Here is a 24,159-nt window from a genome sequence, read left to right as displayed (position 1 = left end):
TTTAGAGGCGCCTTTTTTCACGATCTTTTTCGGATAAAAGGCGCAATCATTAAGAAACTCTATGAGTTACAATCAAATAATTGACGTCAATTTGTGATTTTATCCAAGTGTAAACGATTCCACTAATTTATTCCATGTCACACTTTTCGCATCTTTGTTATGCTATGGTTATTGCATACCATAGGCTTAACGGAGCGAATTATGAGAGTATTGGTTACAGGTGGTAGCGGTTACATAGGAAGCCACACTTGTGTGCAGTTACTGAAAAACGGTCACGACGTCGTGATCCTTGATAACCTCTGCAACAGTAAGCGCAGCGTCCTGCCGGTGATCGAACGTTTAGGTGGAAAGCATCCGACCTTCGTTGAAGGTGATATTCGTAACGAAGCACTGCTCACCGAAATTCTGCACGATCATGCCATTGATACGGTCATTCACTTTGCTGGCCTGAAGGCTGTTGGTGAATCTGTCACCAAACCGCTGGAGTACTACGACAACAACGTGAACGGTACTCTGCGTCTGGTAAACGCTATGCGCGCTGCTAACGTGAAGAACTTCATATTCAGTTCCTCCGCAACAGTCTATGGCGATCAGCCAAAAATTCCTTACGTTGAAAGTTTCCCCACTGGTACTCCGCAAAGCCCGTACGGCAAAAGCAAACTGATGGTGGAGCAGATCCTGACCGATCTGCAAAAAGCACAACCAGAGTGGAGCATTGCCCTACTGCGCTACTTCAATCCGGTTGGCGCACACCCATCAGGTGATATGGGTGAAGATCCGCAAGGTATTCCAAATAATCTGATGCCTTACATCGCTCAGGTTGCCGTTGGCCGCCGCGAGTCTCTTGCCGTATTTGGCAACGACTACCCTACCGAAGATGGCACTGGCGTTCGTGATTATATCCACGTGATGGATCTCGCTGACGGTCACGTTGCCGCCATGGAAAAACTGGCTGGTATTCAGGGCGTGCATATTTACAACCTCGGAGCCGGCGTCGGCAGCAGCGTTCTGGACGTGGTCAACGCCTTCAGCAAAGCCTGCGGTAAACCAGTTAACTACCATTTTGCGCCACGCCGTGACGGCGATCTTCCTGCTTACTGGGCTGATGCCAGCAAAGCTGACCGCGAACTGAACTGGCGGGTTACCCGTACGCTGGATGAAATGGCACAGGATACCTGGCACTGGCAGTCACGCCATCCGCAAGGATACCCGGACTAAGGATTTGTCATGACACAATTTAATCCCATCGATCATCCACATCGCCGCTTTAACCCACTTACCGGGCAGTGGATCCTCGTTTCGCCACATCGCGCTAAGCGTCCCTGGCAAGGGGCGCAGGAAACACCGTCTAAGCAGGTTTTGCCCGCTCATGATCCGGACTGTTTCCTGTGTGCGGGCAACACACGCGTCACTGGCGATAAAAATCCGAATTACACGGGTACCTTTGTCTTTACCAATGATTTTGCTGCCCTGATGTCCGATACCCCGGACGCGCCAGACGGCCACGATCCATTGATGCGTTGCCAGAGCGCACGCGGTACCAGCCGCGTTATTTGCTTCTCGCCCGATCACAGTAAAACGTTGCCGGAACTCAGCGTTCCTGCGCTGACGGAAATAGTGAAAACCTGGCAAGAACAGACAGCAGATCTGGGGAAAACCTACCCCTGGGTTCAGGTGTTTGAAAATAAAGGCGCGGCGATGGGCTGCTCAAACCCGCATCCACACGGGCAGATTTGGGCCAATAGTTTCCTGCCCAACGAAGCCGAACGCGAAGACAGGCAGCAAAAAGCATATTTCACCGAACAGGGCACGCCAATGCTGTTCGATTATGTCCAGCGTGAACTGACGGATGGCAGCCGTACGGTTGTGGAGACCGAACACTGGCTGGCGGTAGTACCTTACTGGGCAGCATGGCCGTTCGAAACGCTACTGCTGCCGAAAGCACATGTGCTGCGTATTACCGATTTGACCGACGAGCAACGTACCGACCTGGCGCTGGCACTGAAAAAACTGACCAGTCGATACGACAACCTGTTCCAGTGCTCTTTCCCCTATTCCATGGGATGGCACGGTGCGCCATTTAATGGCGAAGAAAATGAGCACTGGCAGTTGCATGCGCATTTTTATCCGCCCCTGCTGCGTTCCGCTACCGTACGTAAATTTATGGTCGGTTACGAAATGCTGGCGGAAACCCAGCGCGACCTGACGGCAGAACAAGCCGCTGAACGTCTGCGTGCGGTCAGCGACATCCATTTTCGCGAATCCGGAGTTTAAATAATGAGTCTGAAAGAAAAAACACAATCTCTGTTTGCAGAAACTTTTGGCTACCCTGCCACCCACACTATTCAGGCTCCGGGTCGCGTTAATTTGATTGGCGAACATACCGATTATAACGACGGTTTCGTCCTGCCTTGCGCCATCGACTACCAAACCGTTATCAGTTGTGCGACGCGGGACGATCGCAAGGTCCGCGTGATCGCAGCTGACTACGACAATCAGATTGATGAGTTCTCTCTTGATGCACCGATTATCGCCCATGACAGCCAGCAATGGTCAAACTATGTGCGTGGCGTCGTGAAACATCTGCAAAAGCGTAATAACACCTTTGGCGGTGCCGATCTGGTGATTAGCGGCAATGTGCCACAGGGCGCGGGCTTAAGTTCCTCCGCCTCGCTGGAGGTGGCCGTAGGCACCGTGTTCCAGCAGCTTTATCATCTGCCGCTCGATGGCGCACAGATTGCCCTGAACGGTCAGGAAGCCGAAAACCAGTTTGTTGGTTGTAACTGCGGCATCATGGATCAGCTAATCTCCGCACTGGGCAAAAAAGATCATGCGCTACTGATCGACTGCCGTACGCTGGGCACTAAAGCGGTTTCCATGCCTGAAGGTGTTGCTGTCGTGATCATCAACAGCAACTTTAAACGTACGCTGGTTGGCAGTGAGTACAACACCCGTCGTGAACAATGCGAAACCGGCGCGCGTTTCTTCCAGCAACCAGCACTGCGTGATGTCAGCCTTGAGACATTTAACACCGTCGCGCACGAGCTTGATCCGATCGTAGCCAAACGCGTTCGCCACGTGATCACAGAAAATGCCCGCACCGTTGAAGCGGCAGACGCACTGGAAAAAGGCGACCTGCTGCGTATGGGCCAACTGATGGCAGAATCTCATGCTTCAATGCGCGATGACTTCGAAATCACCGTGCCGCAGATTGATACGCTTGTCGAGATTGTTAAAGCGACCATCGGCGATCAGGGCGGTGTGCGCATGACCGGCGGCGGTTTTGGCGGCTGCATTGTGGCGCTGATCCCGCAAGCTCTGGTTCCTGCCGTACAGCAGGCTGTCGCCACACAGTACGAAGCAAAAACAGGTATCAAAGAGACCTTCTACGTCTGTAAACCTTCACAAGGAGCCGGACAGTGCTGAATGAAATTCCCGTACTGGCCCCCGACGGCCAGCCGTTTCGCCTGCTAACCCTGCGTAATGACGCAGGGATGGTTGTCACCTTGATGGACTGGGGCGCGACTCTTTTGTCTGCCCGCATTCCGCTCAGCGATGGTAGCGTGCGCGAAGCATTGCTTGGCTGTGCCAGCCCGGAGCAATACCCGGATCAGGCCGCGTTTCTGGGCGCTTCAATAGGTCGCTATGCTAACCGTATCGCTAACAGTCGTTACACTTTCTCTGGTGAAATTATCGAATTACTGCCAAGCCAGGGTGAAAACCAGCTACATGGCGGGCCAGACGGTTTCGATAAACGACGCTGGCAGATAGTGAATCAAAACGACCGTCAGGTGTTGTTTGCATTAACGTCTGAAGATGGCGACCAGGGCTTCCCTGGCCATCTTTGCGCAACGGCGCAGTACCGTCTGACTGACGATAACCGCATTTCGATCACCTACCGCGCGACGGTCGATAAGCCCTGCCCGGTGAATATGACGAATCACGTTTATTTTAATCTCGACGGTGACAAAACCGATGTTCGTCAACATAAGCTACAGATTTTGGCCGATGAGTACCTGCCGGTTGATGAAACAGGGATCCCACGCGCTGGCCTGAAATCCGTTGCGGAAACCTCTTTTGATTTCCGCGCACCAAAAGTTATCGATAGCGAATTTTTGGCCGACGACGACCAGCGCAAGGTTAAGGGATACGATCATGCCTTCTTGCTACAGGCACAGGGCGATATCCGCAAACCGGTCGCTCACCTGTGGTCGCAGGATGAAAGACTGCACATGGAGGTCTATACCTCTGCTCCGGCATTGCAGTTCTACTCCGGGAATTTCCTCGGCGGCACCCCCTCTCGTGGACCAGAAGCTTATGCCGACTGGCAGGGTCTGGCGCTGGAAAGTGAATTCCTGCCGGACAGCCCGAATCATCAGGAATGGCCTCAACCAGACTGCTTCCTGCGCCCTGGCGAAGAGTACGCCAGCGTGACGGAATATCGATTTATTCCTGCCTGATAATTAACCGTAACGAGTCCGATAGCGTAAGTTTATCGGGCTCGTTGTTTATTACCCACATCAAACCCGCTCATAATCCCACCGTTCAAAGACAAAATAGCAACCTTGAGTTCACAAGAACCTTACACTGTGTCGCTATTTTCGCTATGGTTATGCGTAAGCATTGCCGCTGACGCATCACGGCAATATAATGAGAATTATTATCATTCGATAAAGCTTGAGGAGTGAGAGTATGGCTGTAACTAAGCTGGTTCTGGTACGTCACGGTGAAAGTCAGTGGAACAACGAAAACCGCTTCACCGGTTGGTATGATGTCGATCTGTCAGAGAAAGGCGTGGGCGAAGCAAAGGCAGCAGGTAAACTGCTGAAAGAGGAAGGCTACAGCTTCGATTTTGCTTACACCTCTGTGCTGAAACGTGCCATCCACACCCTGTGGAACGTGCTGGATGAACTGGATCAGGCCTGGCTGCCTGTTGAAAAATCCTGGAAACTGAATGAGCGTCACTACGGTGCGCTGCAGGGTCTGAACAAAGCAGAAACCGCAGAAAAATACGGTGACGAGCAGGTTAAACAATGGCGTCGTGGTTTTGCGGTAACCCCGCCAGAACTGACCAAAGACGATGAGCGCTATCCGGGTCACGATCCGCGTTATGCACAACTGACCGACAAAGAGCTACCGCTAACTGAAAGCCTGGCGCTAACCATCGATCGTGTTATCCCATACTGGAACGAAACCATTCTGCCGCGCATGAAAAGCGGTGAGCGCGTGATTATCGCCGCTCACGGTAACTCCCTGCGTGCGCTGGTGAAGTACCTGGATAATATGGGCGAAGATGAAATTCTGGAACTCAACATTCCGACCGGTGTACCGTTGGTGTATGAGTTTGACGAAAACTTCAAACCAATCAAACATTACTATCTGGGTAACGCCGACGAAATCGCAGCAAAAGCTGCTGCCGTTGCCAACCAGGGTAAAGCGAAGTAATGTATTTTGCCCGGTAGCGCAAGCTTACCGGGCCTACTATTGCTTATTCTGCTGTTCTTTTTATACGTCAATCACGCCGTCGAGTATCACCTGCGGCCTTCCCTGTGAACACCGTTCCACACGACCCCGAACATTGTACACTTCAGCCAAACTCTCTGCGGTAATGACCTCCTCAGGCTCACCGCTGGCAACCAGTTTCCCGTCTTTGAGCATTAACACGTATTCGCTATGGCGCAGCGCGATATTAATATCATGTACCACAACTACGGTGACCATATTGCGCGCCAGTGTTTCGCGATGGATTAAATCCATCACGTGGAACTGATAGTTTAAATCCAGTGCACTGAGTGGTTCATCTAACAACAGCAGGTCAGGTCGACGGATCAAAGACTGCGCCAGACCGACCAGTTGTCGCTGCCCACCAGAAAGTTGATCGAGGTAGTGCAGCGCCAGATGCGCAATCCCAAGTTGTTCAAGTATTGCCAGCGCCTGAGCGTTTCTGCTTTCATCATCTCTTCTACAGGACGCCCGCTGTGCAGCGATAATTGACTCCAGCACATGCAAATGAACACCCTGCGGCAGCGACTGTGGTAAAAACACCACCTTCTCAGCACGTTTAGCAAACGGCAACGATGTTAAATTCTCATCGTCAAGAATCACCTCACCGCTGGCTTTATTCAACCCTGCCAGCGAACGTAGCAATGTTGACTTCCCGCAACCGTTAGGTCCCAGTAATACAGTGATTTTACCGCGTGGCAGCTCGGCGACATTGAGATTATGAATCACTGGTTGTTTAGGATATCCCGCGTCCACTCCCCGGAGAATTAGTCCACTCATGACATGCTCCCCCGATGCCGCAGAATAATGCTCAGGAAAAAAGGGACCCCCACCAGCGATGTGACTATTCCAACAGGGATAATGATACCGGGAATAATGTTCTTCGACGCAATAGAGGCCAGCGAGAGCACCAGTCCCCCCGTCAGTACACTTCCGGGCAGGTAAAAACGATGGTCTTCACCAAATAACATGCGTGAAATATGCGGTGCAACCAGCCCGATAAAGCCGATGGGGCCTACAAAAGCCACCGACAACGCCGACAATAAGCTGATGCGCAGAAGCGATGACAGGCGTAGCCGCCGCACATCAATGCCAAAACTCATCGCCCGATCTTCGCCCAGGCGCAGCGCCGTGAGTTGCCAGGCGCTACGCATTGACCATGGAAAGACAATGACAACAGCGACGGCCAGTACGCCAAGTTTTTCCCACGAAGCGCGGGCCAGACTACCCATTGTCCAGAAAACCAGTCCCTGTAGTGTGTCTTCATCGGCAACAAACTGCATCATTGACACCAGCGCGTTAAAGGTAAAGACCAGCGCAATGCCAAACAGCACCACACCGGATGTTGCTACACGGGTCCAGCGGGTGATGCCGTCAAGCAGTAAGGCGGAGAGCAGCGCAAAAATAAAGGCATTCGCAGGGATAAACCACGTGGCGGATACCCCCGGAATACCAATACCCAATACAATCGCCAGTGCCGCACCAAAGGCTGCCGCAGACGAGACACCAAGCGTAAACGGGCTCGCCAACGGGTTATTTAAGATAGTTTGCATCTCCGCCCCCGCCAGTCCGAGCGCCATTCCCACCAACAACGCCATTAGCGCGTAAGGTAAGCGGATATCCCAGACTATTACGCGGGTTCCGGCGTTGACACTTAGCGGATGGAGTAGCGCTTGCCAGAGATCGGCAAGAGCCAGGCCAGACGGGCCAAGGGTCGAATCCAGCACCAATGAGGCTGCTATCGCCAAAATAATCACCAGCGCCAGCACCCATCGCTTACGGATAACAAGACGATAGCGTTCGTCAATTGACTCCCGCATCTGTATATCAGCAGATGACGACATCATTTTCCTTATCTGCCGAATCATTTCGGCGGAGTGAGCACATCACTGACCTGTGAGTCACTGAGCGAGATACCAAAAAAATCGTGATAAAAATCACGAACTTCCTGGCGCATATCTATGTCAACAAAACGTTGTGGGTAAAGCGTTTTAGCCAGCCAGAGAAATTGCAGCGCCTCTTCGCTGGTCTCCCGACACCACCAGAACATACCTTTCGGATTAACATAGACTCGATGATGAATCACTGCATCGACTTGCGCCCACTGAGGGGAAGCCATAATGGCTTCTGCGTCGCGTTTATTCATTGCTACAATAACCGCCGGATTAGCCGCAACGATCTGTTCCAGCGCCACCTCCCCCGTTCGGTTTGATTTGCTGTCAAACCAGTGCTCAGCAATATTCCTTGCCCCAGCCAGATCCATCCAATCCTGATTAAGAGAGGGGCGACCGCTGGTTGTCAGCGGGTTGCCCATACTGTGATATATCGTCACTCGCTGATTGTCAGAGAGATCTTTTAAACGGTCCTTCACCAGCCCCACGTTATGGTCAAAATAGCGTTGGTAACGCAAGGCTTTCTGCTGAGCATCAGGTCCAAGAACATCCGCCGTTTTCTGTACCCGGGACGTTAATGCAGTCATGGAATTCGCTTCGAAGGCAAGAATACGCACACCAGCCTGCTGGAGTAATGATTCGCCTGGTACAGTCATCGATTTCGGCACGAATAAAAGTTGCGTACCAAGCGAGATAATTTGCTCCGGATCCAACTCATGACCGCTGTTAACACTGACGACAGCGACATCATCAATACGCGGTAAACTCTGGCGGAGAAGCGGTATTTTCTTCGCTATCATTGATGTACCAACAATATTTTCGCCATAACCTAACATAGTGATAATGGTGTTTTGTGCGGGCCATGGCGATGCGATACGGACATCGCTTTGCGGTTGCGCGGCAAATAAGCTCCCCGCAACCAGACAGATCAGTGCGGGCAAAATACGGGTTAACGTCATCATTCCAGCCTTTAGAAATCTAACGTCACGGAAGCACGAACTTCGCGTCCGCTGCCGATAAATGCGCTCGGCGAACCGTTATCACCATCAGTCCCTGACGGGAAGATGGAGGCCCAGTAATGCTTATCGAACACGTTGTTCACGACAACCCGGAAGGTGGTAGGCACATTGCTGATTTTGGTTGTATAGCGAGTTCCTAAATCCCACGTGGTGTAGCTGCCAGCCCACGCGGTATTAGTGTCGTTAGCCGCTCGCTTACCGGTGTAGTGAATATTCGCGCTATAAACCCATTGCGGTATAGAAGGTAAACTGTATTCAGCCAACATATTAGCCTGTACTTTGGGAACCCCGACCACCTGCTTGTCGCTGGTTGAATCGCTGGCCGTATCTTTCAATTTTGGATTGAGGAACGTCACACCACTATAAACGTTTAATCCCTGCCAGACGTTTCCGGATGCAGTCAGTTCCAGACCATTATTTACCTGATTACCCTGTTCTTTATAGACATCATCATTGGGATCTACATAGGCAAAAGGACGTTCGAGCCTGAACAGAGCCGCGCCCAAATTCAACCCTGAAACATCCGCTTTAAGCCCTACTTCATATTGCTTACTGCGGTACGGATCCAGCGTTTGTCCGGCATTTTTCACATCGCTGTTGATTGGTGCGGTTCCCCCCTGTTCCAGGGACTCTGCATAGCTAATATAGGTCATCACATTTGGCGTAATTTTATACATCAGCGCCGCATTCGGACTTAATCCATCCTCATCAATCTGGCTGGTTTTATGCCCGTTCTTATTATAACTCTGTGACTGGATCCAACTCTGGCTGAGGTAAAACATTGTTGACCATTTCGGTGTCAACGTGATCGTATCGCCCACGGTAATACTCTGTTGTGTATTCACTCCGGATTTATAGCGGTCACCGCTGGTTCTGATTTTTCCGTCGCCTTTCTCCGTCATCTCCGAAGGGTCATACATGTTAGTGGTGCCCCAGTTATAAGAAGAGCCGGTGCCTTTTGCACTGTACAAAGACCAAACATAACCCGTAGTTGAAAGTGCAATATCGTGCCCAATGGAGCCAGTATCCACATGACCATTGAGAGTGGCAGTATTGCTCAGTACACGAAAACGCCCCGCTGCAGTGGAGTCTTTCATCGTGCGGCTGATATCACCCTGATCATTTATTATTTTGCTCGATACGCTGCGCATCGCGCGATCCGCCTGCTGCCAGCCAACACCAGCCGTTACCGACCAGTCATCATTCAGATAATGAATCAGCCGTGTACTGACGGTATCCGTCGTCAGATCGTTACCGGCAGTACTGAGTGCAAGATTCTTATTTTTGGGATCAGGCGCAGAAGGTAATTTAATACCTGGACCATAGCTGAAGCTGCCCGGATATCCTTTCTGGACAAACTCATAGTGACTGGCATCCAACTGCAACTGCGTACCGGGTTGAATATTCCAGTCCATCGCCACAGAGAGAAGCTTACGACGCAACGTACTATCGTCCAGGTTTCCTTCCCCTTCCTCATTCAGGATATTAACGCGATAGCCAAAACGGTTGTCATCATCAATATGCCCTCCCAGATCAATGTGCCCGGTGAACGCACTGCGACTCTGATAACCCAGAGTCACTTCACGTAGCGTCTCTTCCGTCGGACGTTTTGCAATAAAATTAAATTGCCCCGCCGGGCTGGCCGGGCCATACAATGCCCCCGTCAGGCTATTCAGTACATCCAGACGTTCCAGTGTTTCAACCGGGAACGCAGTTGTTGAAACAATATTCAGGCCATCCAGGCGACTGTTGGCAACGACGCTACCCTGCATACCACGGCTTTGCGGCCTACCAACATCCATACCGCCACGTGCCTGCATTTGCGTACTGGGTGAATATTTCAACAACTCACTCACGCTTTGCGCCTGCTGATTTTCAATCATCATTTTAGTGACCGTGGTCGTCGAATATGGCGTATCGACCCAGGCTTTATTTCCCTGCGGACCAACATCAATATCATTCGTTTTAAATCCTGCACCGGAAGGCGCAGAAGCTGGATTGCCGGAAGGCTGACTGGTGACGACAATTTCATCTTCAGACGCCGCTTCAGCGTGGACACTTTGGGATGCCAGAGTAATGAGAACAGGCAACAGTGTTGCTAAGTAAGTAGGTTTATTCATTTGTATTATCAATCGTTATGTAAAAATTTATATTACGATCGATATAGGTGTAAAATTTTGATCTCAGTCACGTCAAAACTTTTAAGAGCGTATCTAACTCTTTGTGATTATGAGAAATCAGAGATAAAAAAACCGGCCTGTTTAGCCGGTTTATAAATAAAGAAAAGGGTATTACTCGCCGCGACGAACCTTCACCGCTTTTGCCAGTTGGCGCAGCACAGAGTCAGTATCTTCCCAGCCAATGCAGGCATCGGTAATGCTCTTACCGTAAGTCAGCGGTTCGCCGTTATCCGGGTTCTGATTACCTTCAACCAGATGGCTTTCAATCATCACGCCAATAATCGCTTTTTCGCCATCGGCAATCTGCCCGCACACGTCTTTAGCAACATCCATCTGCTTTTTAAATTGCTTGCTGGAATTCGCATGGCTAAAGTCGATCATGACCTGCGGAGACAGACCCGCTTTGACCAGCCCTTCTTTCACGTCAGCAACGTGTTGAGCACTGTAATTCGGCTCTTTGCCCCCGCGCAAAATGATATGGCAATCGCCATTACCACTGGTATTCACAATTGCGGAGTGACCCCATTTGGTCACAGACAGGAAACAGTGCGGCGCACCTGCGGCATTGATTGCATCAATGGCGACTTTAATTGTGCCATCGGTACCATTTTTGAATCCAACCGGGCAGGAAAGACCAGAGGCCAGCTCACGGTGCACCTGGGACTCGGTAGTTCGCGCACCAATCGCGCCCCAGCTCATCAGGTCCGCGAGATATTGCGGGGTGATCATATCAAGGAATTCACCCGCAGCCGGTAAGCCGCTATCGTTAATATCCAGCAGCAACTTACGCGCTATGCGCAGACCGTCGTTGATCTGGAAGCTGTTGTCCATATGCGGATCGTTGATTAGCCCTTTCCAGCCCACGGTAGTACGCGGCTTTTCAAAATAGACGCGCATGACGATTTCAAGCTCATCTTTCAACTCTTCACGCAGTGCCAGCAGGCGAGCAGCATACTCTTTGGCTGCGGCCGGATCATGAATAGAACACGGTCCGATAACGACCAGCAAACGATCGTCGCTCCCTTTCAGGATCTTATGGATCGCCTTACGGGCGTGAGCAACCGTATTTGCGGCATTTTCAGTAGCAGGGAATTTTTCCAGCAGTGCGACTGGCGGTAATAACTCGTTGATCTCTTTAATACGTAAATCGTCGTTCTGATAATTCATGATTATTCCAGCGTTGCCATACTTATATAAATGAATGCAATCCCTCCAATCTATATCTTCAATCATAAAGTGTAAACGGGGTTTTACAGTTTGGACGGATTAATCCTGGAATCAATCAAAAAAACGCAATAAAGTAGCGAAAAACGAGATCTAAACTACAATTTTTAACTGTAACAACTTACTTTTTCATTATTTTCAAGATTCTATGCTGGTTTTTATTTCCATACTGAAACATTAAACCACACCCTGACGATTTAACTGGCACATGCACTGTTGGAAGAGGTTATCCGACATATTGACCATTACAGGAGCATATTATGCAAATGACAATGACAAAGCTGGCCTCACTCTTTCTTACTGCAACTCTTAGCCTCGCCAGCGGCGCAGCGCTGGCTGCAGAAACAAACGCTCAGTCCAATAACGGCCAGGCAAATTCTTCGGCGGATGCTGGTCAAGTAGCACCTGACGCCCGTGAAAACGTTGCACCAAATAACGTCAACAATAACAAAATCAATTCGGGTGGAACCATGCTGCACCCGAACGGTTCATCGATGAACCATGAAGGAATGACAAAAGACGAGGTGCACAAAAACTCTATGTGTAAAGACGGTCGCTGTCCGGATGTGAATAAGAAGGTCGAGACCGGAAACGGCATCAATAATGATGTCGATACCAAAACTGATGGTACCACCCAGTAAAGCTAAAATATGGCTAATAACAGGAGAGCAAAAGCTCTCCTTTTTAATTTTGTCAGCCCAAACCCGGTATGATGTCATACAGTAAAGATGAGAATAACAAAGGGATGACACTATGGCTCACTCGCACACTCATACTTCCCCGGACCAGCACAAAGATAACAATGCCCGTCGACTGCTGTTCGCATTCTGTATTACAGCAGGATTTATGCTGGTTGAGGTGGTGGGAGGAATACTTTCAGGCTCTCTGGCGCTACTGGCGGATGCCGGGCACATGCTTACCGATGCGGCTGCGCTACTTTTCGCACTGCTGGCCGTCCAGTTTTCCCGTCGTCCTCCCACTATCCGCCACACATTCGGCTGGCTGAGACTCACCACACTGGCCGCGTTTGTTAACGCTATTGCGCTGGTGGTGATCACTATTTTAATCGTCTGGGAAGCGATTGAGCGCTTCCATACGCCCCGACCAGTAGCTGGCGGAATGATGATGGTTATCGCCGTCGCGGGTTTGCTGGCTAATGTACTCGCCTTCTGGGTTCTGCATCGCGGAAGTGAAGAGAAAAACCTCAACGTCCGCGCCGCTGCACTACACGTGATGGGCGATTTACTCGGTTCGGTAGGTGCGATTATCGCTGCGCTGATCATTATATGGACCGGCTGGACGCCTGCGGATCCCATTCTTTCTATCCTGGTTTCCGTGCTGGTACTGCGCAGCGCCTGGCGTTTATTGAAAGATAGCGTGAATGAATTGCTGGAAGGTGCGCCACTTGCACTGGATATTGCTGCACTACAGCGCCATCTTAGTCGGGATATTCCTGAAGTTCGCAATGTGCATCACGTGCACGTCTGGATGGTGGGAGAAAAACCGGTAATGACATTGCATGTGCAGGTGATCCCACCGCACGATCATGATGCCTTGCTGGAGCGCATTCAGCACTTCCTGACGCATCACTATCAAATTGAACACGCGACCATTCAGATGGAGTATCAGCCATGTAATGGACCGGACTGTCACCTTTATCAGGGACTGTCCGGTCATTCACATCACCATCACTAATGGGAAAGCGCGCGTGAGCCGCGTTCGCGCGCGCTGTTTATCCACATCCTGCTACCGTTGAGGGCGATAACCGTCAGGATCATATATTCCAGCGACATGGCATACACGCCTTGCAGGGCAAAGATCACCACACTAATAACGTTAATGATCACCCACAAAAGCCAGTTCTCGACGTATTTGCGTGTCATCAGGATCATCGCCACAATTGACAGCACCATCATGCAGGAATCCCAGAACGGGAAAGCGTCGGGTTGAAGTTCTGGTGCGGCAACCTGTAACCCCAGCCCCTGCATAATATTCACTGCCGTGCGGGTCAAAAACGCAAACACCGGATCGATATACACCGTCATCAAACCAATCGCCACCACGCAAGCAGCCAGCCAGCTTAGCGCTTTTGGTAACGGCAGCCAGCGAATTTTCAGTTCAGCCTCATACTGACTGGTTTGCCGGGACCATGCATACCAGCCGTAGATGTTGGCGGCAAAAAAGAACACCTGTAACAACAGGCTGGCGTAGAGTTGGATCTGAAAAAAAATAATCGCAAATAACGTAACGTTGATCAGACCAAAGAAATAATTGCTGATTTTCTCCAGGCTAGCCAGGCCAATACACAGTAAACCAGCGACAGTACCTACCGCTTCAATCCATGACAGGTCGTAACCACCTGCACCAATCGGAATATGAACCAGAATATTCTGCGTGCTAAAAAAATCCATCTTTCCCCCCAGAGCGAAACGCGATAATTAAGCTCGTAGTGTAGCCGCAAATTCCAGCATGCGGTTTAACGGCAATAGTGCCCCTTCTCGCAGTGCTGCATCAACCTGTATCTCATGAGCCACTCCACCCTGCTCAAGACCTTCAGCGATCGCCTTAAGGCCGTTCATCGCCATCCACGGACAATGTGCACAGCTGCGACAGGTTGCCCCCTCACCAGCCGTCGGAGCCTCGAGCAACTCTTTATCAGGAACAGCCTGCTGCATTTTGTAAAAAATGCCCCGATCAGTCGCCACAATAAGTTGTCTGTGCGGTAACGTTTTAGCTGCGTTAATTAGCTGACTGGTTGACCCCACTGCATCGGCCATATCAACAATCGACTGAGGGGATTCAGGGTGTACCAGAACAGCCGCGTCAGGATAAAGCCCTTTCATGCGCGTTAATGCCTGGGTCTTAAATTCGTCATGGACAATGCAGGCTCCCTGCCAGCAGAGCACATCCGCACCGGTCTGTTTTTGCACGTAGTTGCCGAGATGTCTGTCCGGTGCCCAGATGATTTTTTCACCTAAACTATCAAGATGTTCAATAAGTTCAACGGCGATACTGGATGTTACCACCCAGTCAGCACGCGCTTTAACGGCGGCTGACGTATTAGCGTAAACCACTACTGTGCGATCCGGGTGAGCATCACAAAATGCGCTGAAGGCGTCGATCGGACAGCCCAAATCTAATGAACACTCCGCCTGCAACGTTGGCATCAGGATAGTTTTTTCCGGGCTAAGAATTTTGGCCGTTTCTCCCATAAATCTGACGCCCGCAACCAGCAGTGTGGATGCTGGGTGTTTTGATCCGAATCGCGCCATCTCAAGTGAGTCAAAAATACAACCGCCGGTCTCTTCAGCCAACTGTTGGATTTCAGGATCGGTATAATAGTGCGCAACCATCACTGCATCGCGCTCTTTCAACAGGCGCTTGATTTTTTCGCGATAGAATTGCTTTTCATCCACACTCAGCGGTGCAGGCTTCGGCGGAAACGGATAGATTGCAGCTTCAGGGTCAAACATCACGCTCATCATGCTTTCTCGTTTTACTGGCTTAACGAAACAACCGACTTAAAGCGAGATGCACGCTGCAATCGGCTATATTTGTTTTATATGCTAAACAAGATAGCGGATTGGCGTATAAAAGTCACAATAATTGCGTTTGATGAATGCCAGATATGTTTTGTAAGCCTGATAAGCGAAGCGCATCAGGGAAGCAGGTTCGAATCTTATAAATCGCAGATAGTAAAAAGGCGCCTTTAGGGCACCTTTTTACACTGGTGGGGCGTGCAGGATGACTCGCTTCGCTCGCCCTCCGGGCCGTCGCCGCAAACGGCTCCGTTGTCTCACTTCGTGAGACCCGAACCTGCTGCAGGTTCGAATCTTATAAATCGCAAATAGCAAAAAGGCGCCTTTAGGGCGCCTTTTTACACTGGTGGGGCGTGCAGGATTCGAACCTGCGACCAATTGATTAAAAGTCAACTGCTCTACCAACTGAGCTAACGCCCCCATATGGGGTTTACTACTTTAACCTTTTCAGGATGGTGGGTCGTGCAGGATTCGAACCTGCGACCAATTGATTAAAAGTCAACTGCTCTACCAACTGAGCTAACGACCCTTTCGGGTATCACCTGAAATATTTTTACTCGACACCAATTTAATAAATTGGTGGGGCGTGCAGGATGACTCAACTTCGTCTCGCCCTACGGGCCGTTGCTGACGCAACGTTATCCTTCACGGCTAACATCTGAGTACGATGTTAATATTGGTGGGGCGTGCAGGATTCGAACCTGCGACCAATTGATTAAAAGTCAACTGCTCTACCAACTGAGCTAACGCCCCGAGTGGTGGGTGATGACGGGATCGAACCGCCGACCCCCTCCTTGTAAGGGAGGTGCTCTCCCAGCTGAGCTAATCACCCGATACTACGCTGGATACTGCTTACTGCTAAGTTAGTGGTGGGGCGTGCAGGATGACTCGGCTTCGCCTCGCCCTTCGGGCCGTTGCTTACGCAACGTTATCCTTCACGTTTTACTACCACTACCTACTTCAATTGTTGGTGGGGCGTGCAGGATTCGAACCTGCGACCAATTGATTAAAAGTCAACTGCTCTACCAACTGAGCTAACGCCCCACTTTTCTCGCCGCTTTCGGGCTGTTTGATATCCCTTGGCAACGGCGGCATATATTACTGATTTCAGATTTTAGCGCAACAAAAATTTCGATGTAAATAACTCAACTGCTTAGGAATCACACGACGCGACCAGAAATAACGCGATTTCTGGTCGCATGGTGTGCATTACATCGCGCCAAGGCGTTTTTGCGCTTGTTTAGCGCCATCAGTGCCAGGATATTTAGTGATAACCTGCTGATAAACTGCTTTAGCTTTTGCTGTGTCGCCTTTGTCCTGCATGATGACGCCAACTTTATACATTGCGTCTGCAGCCTTTGGTGATTTCGGGAAGTTTTTAACTACCGAAGCAAAATAGAACGCCGCATCATCTTTTTTACCCTTGTTGTAATTCAACTGACCCAGCCAGTAATTTGCATTAGGCAGGTAAGTCGAATCCGGATATTTTTTGATGAAGTTCTGAAATGCCACAATCGCGTCATCCTGGCGGGATTTATCCTGCACCAGAGCAATTGCTGCATTGTAATCGGTATTAGCATCGCCAGTTTGCGCGGGCACACCTGACGCTGCGGTAGCACCTGCATCAGGCGCAGGGGTTGCTGCCCCGCCCTGATCGCTATCCACAGACTGCGCTGCCGGCGCACTACCGCTGCCAAGATTATTCATCTGCAACAAAATCTGCTTCTGGCGCTCAACAACCTGATTCAGCTGATACTGACTTTCCTGAATTTGACCACGCAGGGAATCAATATCGGACTGATTATCGGAGAGTTGTTGCTGGAGTTGGGTTAAAAGCTGACTGTGAGCGTTAGAAATACGCTCGAGTTGAGTGACACGGTCTTCGACCGAGCCTGAGCCGACACTACTGATTGGCGCCTGAGCAAAAGCGGCCCAGGGGGCCGCTATGCCAACCAGTAACGACAGACTCAACAGGTGATGTCTGAAGTTACTGCTCATGCAATTCTCTTAGTAAACCAGTACGGCACGACGGTTTTTGGAGTAAGCCGCTTCGTCATGACCCAGTACTGCAGGTTTTTCTTTACCGTAAGAAACGATGGAGATCTGGTCAGCAGAAACGCCTTTACCCTGCAGGTACATCTTAACGGCGTTAGCACGACGCTCACCCAGGGAGATGTTGTACTCAGGAGTACCACGTTCGTCCGCATGACCTTCTACGGTGACTTTGTAAGACGGGTTGCTACGCAGGAAGTTAGCGTGCGCATCCAGCATTGCAGCGAAGTCAGAACGGATATCGTACTTATCCAGATCGAAGTAAACGATGTTGTTCTGCTGCAGCTGTTGCATCTGCAGACGCGCTTGCTCTTCGGAGGACATGTTGCCGCTGCCGTTTGCATCCATACCAGTGCCGGCACCCAGCATGCCTTCGCTGCCGTCATTGCTGGCGTTCTTGTTAGAAGAACATGCCGCAATTGCCATAACAGGCAGAGCGATCATCAGCCCTTTCAGCACTTTGTTCAGTTGCATTTCAATGATTCCTTTATTAATCAATTATTTATTATCACAGATACGGCGACCAGGCAGGGAATTTAACCTGTCCATCGGTTGCCGGAAGACGCGCCTTGAAACGCCCATCTGTAGAAACCAAATTCAGCACGGATCCCATCCCCTGAGAAGAGCTGTAGATTACCATAGTGCCGTTAGGTGCCAGACTTGGCGTTTCATCCAGGAACGTTGACGACAGAACTTGTACGCCACCCGCTACCAGATCTTGTTTGGCAATGTGTTGCTGCCCACTATTTGAGCTTACCATTACCATAAACTTACCGTCACTGCTTACATCAGCATCCTGGTTTTGCGAACCTTCCCAGGTAATACGCTGCGGAGCACCGCCGTTAACGTTAACTTTATACACTTGCGGACGACCTGCCTGGTCAGAGGTAAAGGCCAGGTTTTGGCTATCCGGGAACCAGGTCGGTTCGGTGTTATTGCTACGACCATCAGTCACCTGACGGATTTGGCCTGAGCCAATATCCATCACATACAGGTTCAGGCTACCCGTTTTAGACAGAGCAAACGCCAGTTTGCCGCCATCCGGAGAGAATGCCGGAGCACCGTTGTGACGCGGGAACGAAGCCACCTGACGAACCGCACCGTTAGACAGCGTCTGGATAACCAGCGCAGAACGTCCGCTTTCAAAGGTTACATAAGCCAGTTTAGAACCGTCCGGAGACCATGCCGGCGACATCAAAGGCTGCGGAGAACGGTGAACAACGAACTGGTTGTAACCATCGTAGTCAGAAACACGTAATTCGTACGGGAACTGGCCGCCGTTGGTCTGAACGACATAAGCAATACGGGTACGGAACGCGCCCTTAATACCGGTCAGTTTTTCAAACACTTCATCACTGGCAGTATGGCCCGCGTAACGCAGCCACTGCTTGTTCACTTTATACGTGTTCTGCGCCAGTACGGTACCCGGTGCGCCGCCAGTGTCTACCAGTTGATAAGCAACACTGTAGGAACCGTCCGGATTAGGCGTAACCTGACCCACAACCACAGCATCAATACCCAGCGCAGACCATGCAGCCGGCTGAACTTCTGCCGCAGTACCCGGCTGCTGTGGCAGACGAGACCTGTCTAACGGGTTAAATTTACCGCTGTTACGCAGGTCTGCACCTACGATACCACCGATATCTTCGGGAGCAGCGCCCGGCCCAGCCCACTGGAACGGGACTACACCAATCGGGCGCGCCGAGTCCACCCCTTGGGTGATCTCGATACGTACTTCTGCATGCAGCACCGCTGCCCACAGCATCAGAAAACCAAATGCTACTCGTAATGCCTGCTTCATCATATCTCCCTTATCTGGACGGAAAGCCCACGATAATTTAGCAGAATGTTAACAAACTCAAATACACAAAACTACCAGAACTCTGTCTCAACCTTAGACCGTTTTCCCCGAAATCTCGGGGAAATGATTACAGTTTAAAGTCCAGTTTGGCATCTTTTACTTTTTCATAAACAGCCTGGCTAGGCGGTTTAGGAATTCTGGCTGTTTTTGCAGCCGTCAACGCAGCCTGACATAATGCTGGATCGCCACCTTCTTCGGTCACATCCAATAACAGTCCATCTGGTGCCAGCTTGATATGCAACACACAAGATTTGCCTGCATACAAATCAGCACCATACAGACGGCTCTGAATCGCATTACGAATTTGAGATGCGTAAGCACTGATATCAGCACCTGATGCGCCACCGTTTGCACCACTTGTACCACTATCTTTCGCTGGCTGACCGTTTCCTTTCGCTCCACCGCCCGATTTCGGCGCATTCTTACCGGAGCTTAAGTCACCTAACAAGTCGTCAACACCAGAGGCTGCGGCGGCTTTCTCTGCTGCAGCTTTTTTAGCGGCAGCCGCTTTATCTGCGGCGGCTTTTTTATCAGCAGCCGCTTTTTCGGCAGCAGCTTTCTTGTCTGCTGCAGCTTTTTCCGCAGCCGCTTTCTTATCGGCAGCGGCCTTTTCAGCGGCAGCAGCTTTTGCAGCAGCGGCTTTTTCTGCTGCAGCGGCAGCTTTCTCAGCAGCAGCCTTCTCGGCTGCAGCTTGCTTAGCGGCCTCAGCCTGTGCTTTCTTCGCAGCTTCAGCGGCGGCTTTAGCAGCCTGCGCCTCAGCGACTTTCTTGGCATCTGCAGCTGCTTTTGCAGCGGCTTCAGCCTCGGCTTTCTTCTGTGCGTCAGCAGCCGCTTTCTTCGCGGCTTCAGCGGCTTGTTTCGCCTGAGCATCAGCTTTGGCCTTCGCATCCGCAGCAGCCTTCGCTGCAGCTTCTTCAGCCTGTTTCTGTTGTTCTTGCGCTTTCGCAGCCGCGGCTTCCGCCTGCTTTTGCTGTTCCGTCTGCTCGCGCACTTTTTCCTGCGCGGCTAAACGTTCTTTCTCCAGCTGCTTCAGTCGCTCTTGCTCTGCCGCCTGCTTCTCACGAAGCTCTTCGGCTTGCTGCTGCGCCTGTTTTTCACGCTGTTCTTCTGCACGTTTCGCACTTGCCTGCTGTTGCTGCTGGCGATCGTACTGTTGGACAACGGCGCCAGGATCGACCATAACGGCGTCAATGGACGAACCGCCACCACCGCCGGCTGAAGCATCAATGTGCTCATCGAACGAACTCCAGATCAGTACTGCAAATAAAATAACATGCAGCACCGCTGAAATAATTATCGCCCGTTTGAGCTTGTCGTTTTGTTCGGTTGCCTTTGACACTCTCGGTTCCCAAAAAACTGTTCGCCTGTTACGCGCTATCTTTCAAGCCAGGAATACGCAGACATCAGATTGGCTGCGTCATCAAGCCAACAGATTTCACGCCCGCACTGTGTAACAAGTTCAGCGCTTTAATTATTTCATCATAAGGCACGTCTTTCGCACCACCGATTAAAAAGACCGTTTTCGGATTGGCCTGCAGGCGGCTTTTCGCTTCTGCGATAACCTGCTCTGGCGGCAGTTGATCCATACGATCTTTTTCAACTACCACGCTGTATTGCCCAATACCGGAAACTTCAATAATGACCGGCGGCTCGTCGTTGCTGCTGACGGCTTGCGATTCAGTCGCGTCCGGCAGATCGACTTCCACACTCTGGGTAATGATCGGCGCTGTTGCCATAAAGATCAGCAGCAGCACCAGCAATACGTCGAGCAGCGGTACAATATTGATTTCGGACTTGAGTTCGCGACGACCTCGTCCACGCGTTCTGGCCATGGCTTACCCCTTGTTGCTCTCGCTAACGGTAAACGCCTGGCGGTGCAGAATCGCGGTGAACTCTTCCATAAAGTTGTCGTAATTCTGTTCCAGCTTGTTTACGCGCTGATTCAGACGGTTATAAGCCATAACCGCCGGGATTGCCGCAAACAGGCCGATAGCTGTTGCAATCAACGCTTCCGCGATACCCGGAGCGACCATTTGCAGGGTTGCCTGTTTTACAGCACCGAGTGCGATAAATGCGTGCATGATCCCCCAAACCGTACCGAACAGACCGATATATGGGCTGATAGAGCCCACGGTTCCCAGGAACGGAATATGCGTTTCCAGCGTTTCGAGCTCACGGTTCATGGAGATACGCATCGCACGGGACGCCCCCTCAACAACCGCTTCCGGCGCATGATTATTTGCCCGGTGCAAACGAGCAAATTCTTTGAACCCGCTGTAGAAAATTTGTTCCGATCCCGCCAAATTATCACGACGACCCTGGCTTTCCTGATACAGGCGCGACAATTCAATACCAGACCAAAACTTGTCTTCAAACGCTTCCGCTTCACGCGAAGCGGCATTAAGAATACGGGTTCGCTGGATAATAATGGCCCAGGATGCGATTGAGAAACCAATCAAAATCAACATGATAAGTTTAACCAGAAGGCTTGCCTTCAGGAACAAATCAAGGATATTCATGTCAGTCACTGCTTAAACTCCGCGACAATAGACTTGGGAAGCGCACGAGGCTTCATCTTGAGTGGATCAACGCAAACAATCAGAACTTCGGCTTCATTCAGCACGGTGTTCTCTGCGTTGACAATGCGTTGCGTGAAAACCAATGAGGTGCCACGCATTGACGTAATTTCGGTTTGGACTTCGAGCATATCGTCAAGCCGGGCAGGCGCAAAATACTCCAGGGTCATCTTGCGCACCACAAAGGCTACACGTTCGGCCAGCAGTACCTGCTGGCTGAAGTGATGATGACGCAGCATCTCTGTGCGTGCTCTTTCATAAAAAGCGACATAACTGGCGTGGTAAACCACCCCACCGGCATCGGTGTCTTCGTAGTAGACACGAACCGGCCATCGAAATATATACTTATTCATTCCTGCTACCTCTTTGGCTTTGTCCACTGCCCCCGGGCACTTACTTCTGTAAGCGTCTGGAGATTCCTGACCTTGCCGTCTCGATGCTTCAAGAATGCTGTTGTATATAGCGTTGTATTCACTTTACATCCCGGTAATGCAACAAAAGTTAGTACTTTTAACCGGTGCTACTATACGCGCGGGAATGATGCTTTGGAATGGGGGAAAGTAAACGGAGAGTAAAAAATTATGGGCTTATGCAAGCCCATAAATATTTAAGGATGTTTCTTATTCAAAAGAAGAAGAAAATCAGACCAGCAACAAGCACGATATCCGCTATCAGCGGGCAGAAGATGCCCTGCCAGTGAACCGCACGAGGACGAAATCCAACGCCGTGGATTACGCCAGTACAAACCGCCCACATCAACAAAAATCCATGCCAGATTTCCAGCTCACTGGTTTTTGCCGCGAAGCGTGTGGGATCCCAGAATATGCAGCCAGCCAACACGATTGCCAGCACAAAGGAAAGCGCCCGCAAGGGGCGCTTATCCATTACCGCATAAATATACTTTATCATCCTTTAAGCTGCCTCTTTGTTGGCTGCACCTGCTCACCCCAGTCACTTACTGATGTAAGCTCCTGGGGTTTCGCAGCCTTGCCGCCGCGATGCACCTAAAACGATGTTGTATATTGCATCGCGATAATGTTGATCATTAACTTTCTTCTTGTCCGGCCTTGCCTGCTTCAACGTGCTCAAGCGCCAGCGCTGTGATTATCCCAAATGCACAGGCAAGAAGCGTTCCCAAAATCCATGCGAAATACCACATTTTTAGCTCCTTACTTAGTACAGAGAGTGGGTGTTGCTTTCAATATCTTCTTTGGTGATGCGACCGAACATCTTCCAGTAACACCAGCTGGTGTACAGCAGAATGATTGGTACAAACACCGCCGCAACCCAGGTCATCAGGTTCAATGTTCTCTGGCTGGAGGTAGCATCCCACATGGTCAGGCTCGCGTTCATCATGGTGCTGGATGGCATTACAAACGGGAACATTGCAATACCAGCAGTCAGGATGATGCAGGCCAGGGTCAGTGAAGAGAAGACAAACGCCCAGGCCCCTTTCTCCATACGAGAAGTCAGGATGGTCAACAGTGGCAGAACCACACCCAGAGCCGGAACCAGCCACAGGATTGGTGCATTGTTAAAATTCACCATCCAGGCACCCGCAACACGCGCCACTTCTTTAGTCATCGGGTTAGAAGCGGCATGGTGATCCAGTGCAGAAGTCACAACATAACCGTCAATACCGTAGATCACCCAGACTCCAGCCAGAGCGAAGCAGACCAGAGTGACCAGCGCAGCAACCTGAGAAGTCGTACGTGCACGCAGGTGAAGCTCGCCTACGGTACGCATCTGCAGATAGGTCGCGCCCTGGGTGATGATCATCCCAACACTCACGATACCTGCCAGCAGACCAAACGGATTCAGCAACTGGAAGAAGTTACCGGTGTAGTACAAACGCATGTACTCATCCATGTGGAACGGAACCCCTTGCAGCAGGTTACCGAATGCCACACCAATCACCAGAGGCGGAACAAAGCTACCGATGAAGATGCCCCAGTCCCACATGTTGCGCCAGCGCATATCTTCAATCTTCGAGCGGTAATCGAAACCGACCGGACGGAAGAACAATGCCGCCAGTACAAGGATCATCGCCACATAGAAACCGGAGAACGCAGCGGCATAAACCATCGGCCAGGCAGCGAACAATGCGCCACCAGCGGTGATCAACCAAACCTGGTTACCGTCCCAGTGCGGGGCGATGGAGTTAATCATAATTCGACGCTCGGTATCATTACGACCGAGGAAACGGGTGAGCATGCCCACCCCCATGTCGAAACCATCGGTGACCGCAAAACCAATCAGCAGAATGCCAACCAGCAGCCACCAGATAAAACGCAATACTTCATAATCGATCATT

At 50.8% G+C, this 24,159-nt stretch carries 24 protein-coding genes, 5 tRNA genes and 1 other RNA gene; 7 read left to right on the top strand and 23 right to left on the bottom strand.

The genetic code is table 11. From position 1 onward, the window contains the following. Nucleotides 1-201 precede the first annotated feature (201 nt). The 5 genes from galE (at nucleotide 202) to gpmA (ending at nucleotide 5,445) form a co-directional block, all read left to right on the top strand. The gene (gene galE, locus LG384_RS07095; protein WP_045441134.1) at nucleotides 202-1,218 is read left to right on the top strand and encodes a UDP-glucose 4-epimerase GalE; all 1,017 of its coding nucleotides are present in this window, start codon (nucleotides 202-204) and stop codon (nucleotides 1,216-1,218) included. A gap of 9 nt (nucleotides 1,219-1,227) precedes the next feature. Further along, entirely contained in the window at nucleotides 1,228-2,274 is a 1,047-nt protein-coding gene (gene galT / locus LG384_RS07090) for a galactose-1-phosphate uridylyltransferase (protein WP_225760673.1), read from the top strand. A gap of 3 nt (nucleotides 2,275-2,277) precedes the next feature. Then, nucleotides 2,278-3,426 carry a galactokinase gene (galK, locus tag LG384_RS07085; RefSeq protein WP_225760672.1) on the top strand — a complete coding sequence of 383 codons (1,149 nt, stop codon included), beginning with the start codon at nucleotides 2,278-2,280 and terminating at the stop codon, nucleotides 3,424-3,426. Next, nucleotides 3,420-4,460, top strand: a complete 1,041-nt coding sequence (gene galM, locus LG384_RS07080; RefSeq protein WP_225760671.1) for a galactose-1-epimerase — start codon at nucleotides 3,420-3,422, stop codon at nucleotides 4,458-4,460. Before galK ends, galM begins: the two co-directional genes overlap by 7 nt. A gap of 232 nt (nucleotides 4,461-4,692) precedes the next feature. Next, nucleotides 4,693-5,445: a 2,3-diphosphoglycerate-dependent phosphoglycerate mutase gene (gene gpmA, locus LG384_RS07075; RefSeq protein WP_045441130.1), complete on the top strand. Its 753-nt coding sequence runs from the start codon at nucleotides 4,693-4,695 to the stop codon at nucleotides 5,443-5,445. Nucleotides 5,446-5,505: 60 nt separating this feature from the next. On the opposite strand, the gene LG384_RS07070 is transcribed toward gpmA, so the two are convergent. From LG384_RS07070 to aroG, 5 genes are all read right to left on the bottom strand, one after another. Then, on the bottom strand, nucleotides 5,506-6,282 hold the full coding sequence (locus LG384_RS07070; RefSeq protein ID WP_225760670.1) for an ABC transporter ATP-binding protein: 777 nt from the start codon (nucleotides 6,280-6,282) through the stop codon (nucleotides 5,506-5,508). Then, the gene (locus tag LG384_RS07065) at nucleotides 6,279-7,349 is read right to left on the bottom strand and encodes a FecCD family ABC transporter permease (protein ID WP_370637064.1); all 1,071 of its coding nucleotides are present in this window, start codon (nucleotides 7,347-7,349) and stop codon (nucleotides 6,279-6,281) included. Before LG384_RS07065 ends, LG384_RS07070 begins: the two co-directional genes overlap by 4 nt. Before the next feature lie 17 nt (nucleotides 7,350-7,366). Continuing rightward, a complete protein-coding gene (locus LG384_RS07060; RefSeq protein WP_225761287.1) occupies nucleotides 7,367-8,353 on the bottom strand; it encodes an ABC transporter substrate-binding protein in 987 nt (328 codons plus the stop codon). Nucleotides 8,354-8,364: 11 nt separating this feature from the next. Beyond that, nucleotides 8,365-10,533, bottom strand: a complete 2,169-nt coding sequence (locus LG384_RS07055) for a TonB-dependent siderophore receptor (RefSeq protein ID WP_225760669.1) — start codon at nucleotides 10,531-10,533, stop codon at nucleotides 8,365-8,367. Nucleotides 10,534-10,704: 171 nt separating this feature from the next. Continuing rightward, nucleotides 10,705-11,760: a 3-deoxy-7-phosphoheptulonate synthase AroG gene (gene aroG, locus LG384_RS07050; RefSeq protein ID WP_225760668.1), complete on the bottom strand. Its 1,056-nt coding sequence runs from the start codon at nucleotides 11,758-11,760 to the stop codon at nucleotides 10,705-10,707. 323 nt (nucleotides 11,761-12,083) lie between these two features. Here aroG and LG384_RS07045 point away from each other — a divergent pair, with 323 nt between their 5' ends. Next, on the top strand, nucleotides 12,084-12,458 hold the full coding sequence (locus LG384_RS07045; RefSeq protein WP_045449506.1) for a YbgS-like family protein: 375 nt from the start codon (nucleotides 12,084-12,086) through the stop codon (nucleotides 12,456-12,458). A 112-nt stretch (nucleotides 12,459-12,570) separates the two neighbouring features. Then, a complete protein-coding gene (gene zitB / locus LG384_RS07040) occupies nucleotides 12,571-13,512 on the top strand; it encodes a CDF family zinc transporter ZitB (protein ID WP_225760667.1) in 942 nt (313 codons plus the stop codon). Here zitB and pnuC read toward each other — a convergent pair. From pnuC to cydB, 18 genes are all read right to left on the bottom strand, one after another. Next, nucleotides 13,509-14,228, bottom strand: coding sequence for a nicotinamide riboside transporter PnuC (pnuC, locus tag LG384_RS07035; protein ID WP_225760666.1), 720 nt, complete (start codon nucleotides 14,226-14,228; stop codon nucleotides 13,509-13,511). The genes zitB and pnuC overlap by 4 nt on opposite strands. A gap of 27 nt (nucleotides 14,229-14,255) precedes the next feature. Then, nucleotides 14,256-15,299, bottom strand: coding sequence for a quinolinate synthase NadA (gene nadA, locus LG384_RS07030; protein ID WP_225761286.1), 1,044 nt, complete (start codon nucleotides 15,297-15,299; stop codon nucleotides 14,256-14,258). A 246-nt stretch (nucleotides 15,300-15,545) separates the two neighbouring features. Next, nucleotides 15,546-15,671, bottom strand: a non-coding RNA gene (locus LG384_RS07025) — RtT sRNA. 29 nt (nucleotides 15,672-15,700) lie between these two features. Beyond that, nucleotides 15,701-15,776, bottom strand: a tRNA-Lys gene (locus LG384_RS07020). A 33-nt stretch (nucleotides 15,777-15,809) separates the two neighbouring features. Beyond that, a tRNA-Lys gene (locus LG384_RS07015) sits at nucleotides 15,810-15,885 on the bottom strand. A 148-nt stretch (nucleotides 15,886-16,033) separates the two neighbouring features. After that, a tRNA-Lys gene (locus tag LG384_RS07010) sits at nucleotides 16,034-16,109 on the bottom strand. 3 nt (nucleotides 16,110-16,112) lie between these two features. Beyond that, nucleotides 16,113-16,188, bottom strand: a tRNA-Val gene (locus LG384_RS07005). Between the two features lie 136 nt (nucleotides 16,189-16,324). Further along, nucleotides 16,325-16,400: transfer RNA gene (locus tag LG384_RS07000), tRNA-Lys, on the bottom strand. Nucleotides 16,401-16,565: 165 nt separating this feature from the next. Next, nucleotides 16,566-17,354, bottom strand: coding sequence for a cell division protein CpoB (cpoB, locus tag LG384_RS06995; protein ID WP_048221832.1), 789 nt, complete (start codon nucleotides 17,352-17,354; stop codon nucleotides 16,566-16,568). A gap of 9 nt (nucleotides 17,355-17,363) precedes the next feature. Then, nucleotides 17,364-17,882: a peptidoglycan-associated lipoprotein Pal gene (pal, locus tag LG384_RS06990; protein WP_006685431.1), complete on the bottom strand. Its 519-nt coding sequence runs from the start codon at nucleotides 17,880-17,882 to the stop codon at nucleotides 17,364-17,366. A 34-nt stretch (nucleotides 17,883-17,916) separates the two neighbouring features. Further along, a complete protein-coding gene (gene tolB / locus LG384_RS06985; protein ID WP_225760665.1) occupies nucleotides 17,917-19,209 on the bottom strand; it encodes a Tol-Pal system beta propeller repeat protein TolB in 1,293 nt (430 codons plus the stop codon). Between the two features lie 127 nt (nucleotides 19,210-19,336). Further along, nucleotides 19,337-20,608, bottom strand: a complete 1,272-nt coding sequence (gene tolA / locus LG384_RS06980; RefSeq protein WP_048221834.1) for a cell envelope integrity protein TolA — start codon at nucleotides 20,606-20,608, stop codon at nucleotides 19,337-19,339. 64 nt (nucleotides 20,609-20,672) lie between these two features. Further along, a complete protein-coding gene (gene tolR, locus LG384_RS06975) occupies nucleotides 20,673-21,101 on the bottom strand; it encodes a colicin uptake protein TolR (protein WP_045441118.1) in 429 nt (142 codons plus the stop codon). A gap of 3 nt (nucleotides 21,102-21,104) precedes the next feature. Further along, on the bottom strand, nucleotides 21,105-21,797 hold the full coding sequence (tolQ, locus tag LG384_RS06970) for a Tol-Pal system protein TolQ (protein WP_136345302.1): 693 nt from the start codon (nucleotides 21,795-21,797) through the stop codon (nucleotides 21,105-21,107). Beyond that, on the bottom strand, nucleotides 21,794-22,198 hold the full coding sequence (gene ybgC / locus LG384_RS06965) for a tol-pal system-associated acyl-CoA thioesterase (protein ID WP_045441116.1): 405 nt from the start codon (nucleotides 22,196-22,198) through the stop codon (nucleotides 21,794-21,796). Before ybgC ends, tolQ begins: the two co-directional genes overlap by 4 nt. A 271-nt stretch (nucleotides 22,199-22,469) precedes the next feature. Next, nucleotides 22,470-22,754, bottom strand: coding sequence for a cyd operon protein YbgE (gene ybgE, locus LG384_RS06960; protein ID WP_045441115.1), 285 nt, complete (start codon nucleotides 22,752-22,754; stop codon nucleotides 22,470-22,472). Between the two features lie 136 nt (nucleotides 22,755-22,890). Next, complete coding sequence (gene cydX, locus LG384_RS06955) at nucleotides 22,891-23,004, bottom strand: cytochrome bd-I oxidase subunit CydX (RefSeq protein ID WP_071828905.1); 114 nt, start codon at nucleotides 23,002-23,004, stop codon at nucleotides 22,891-22,893. 14 nt (nucleotides 23,005-23,018) lie between these two features. Next, nucleotides 23,019-24,158 (bottom strand): cytochrome d ubiquinol oxidase subunit II, encoded by a 1,140-nt coding sequence (cydB, locus tag LG384_RS06950; protein ID WP_045441114.1) that lies wholly within the window; start codon nucleotides 24,156-24,158, stop codon nucleotides 23,019-23,021. Nucleotide 24,159: the final 1 nt, after the last annotated feature.

The organism is Citrobacter sp. Marseille-Q3906, from assembly GCF_916618775.1.
GTDB classification, from domain to species: Bacteria; Pseudomonadota; Gammaproteobacteria; order Enterobacterales; family Enterobacteriaceae; genus Citrobacter; species Citrobacter murliniae.
This window is presented reverse-complemented; position numbering and strand designations above follow the sequence as displayed.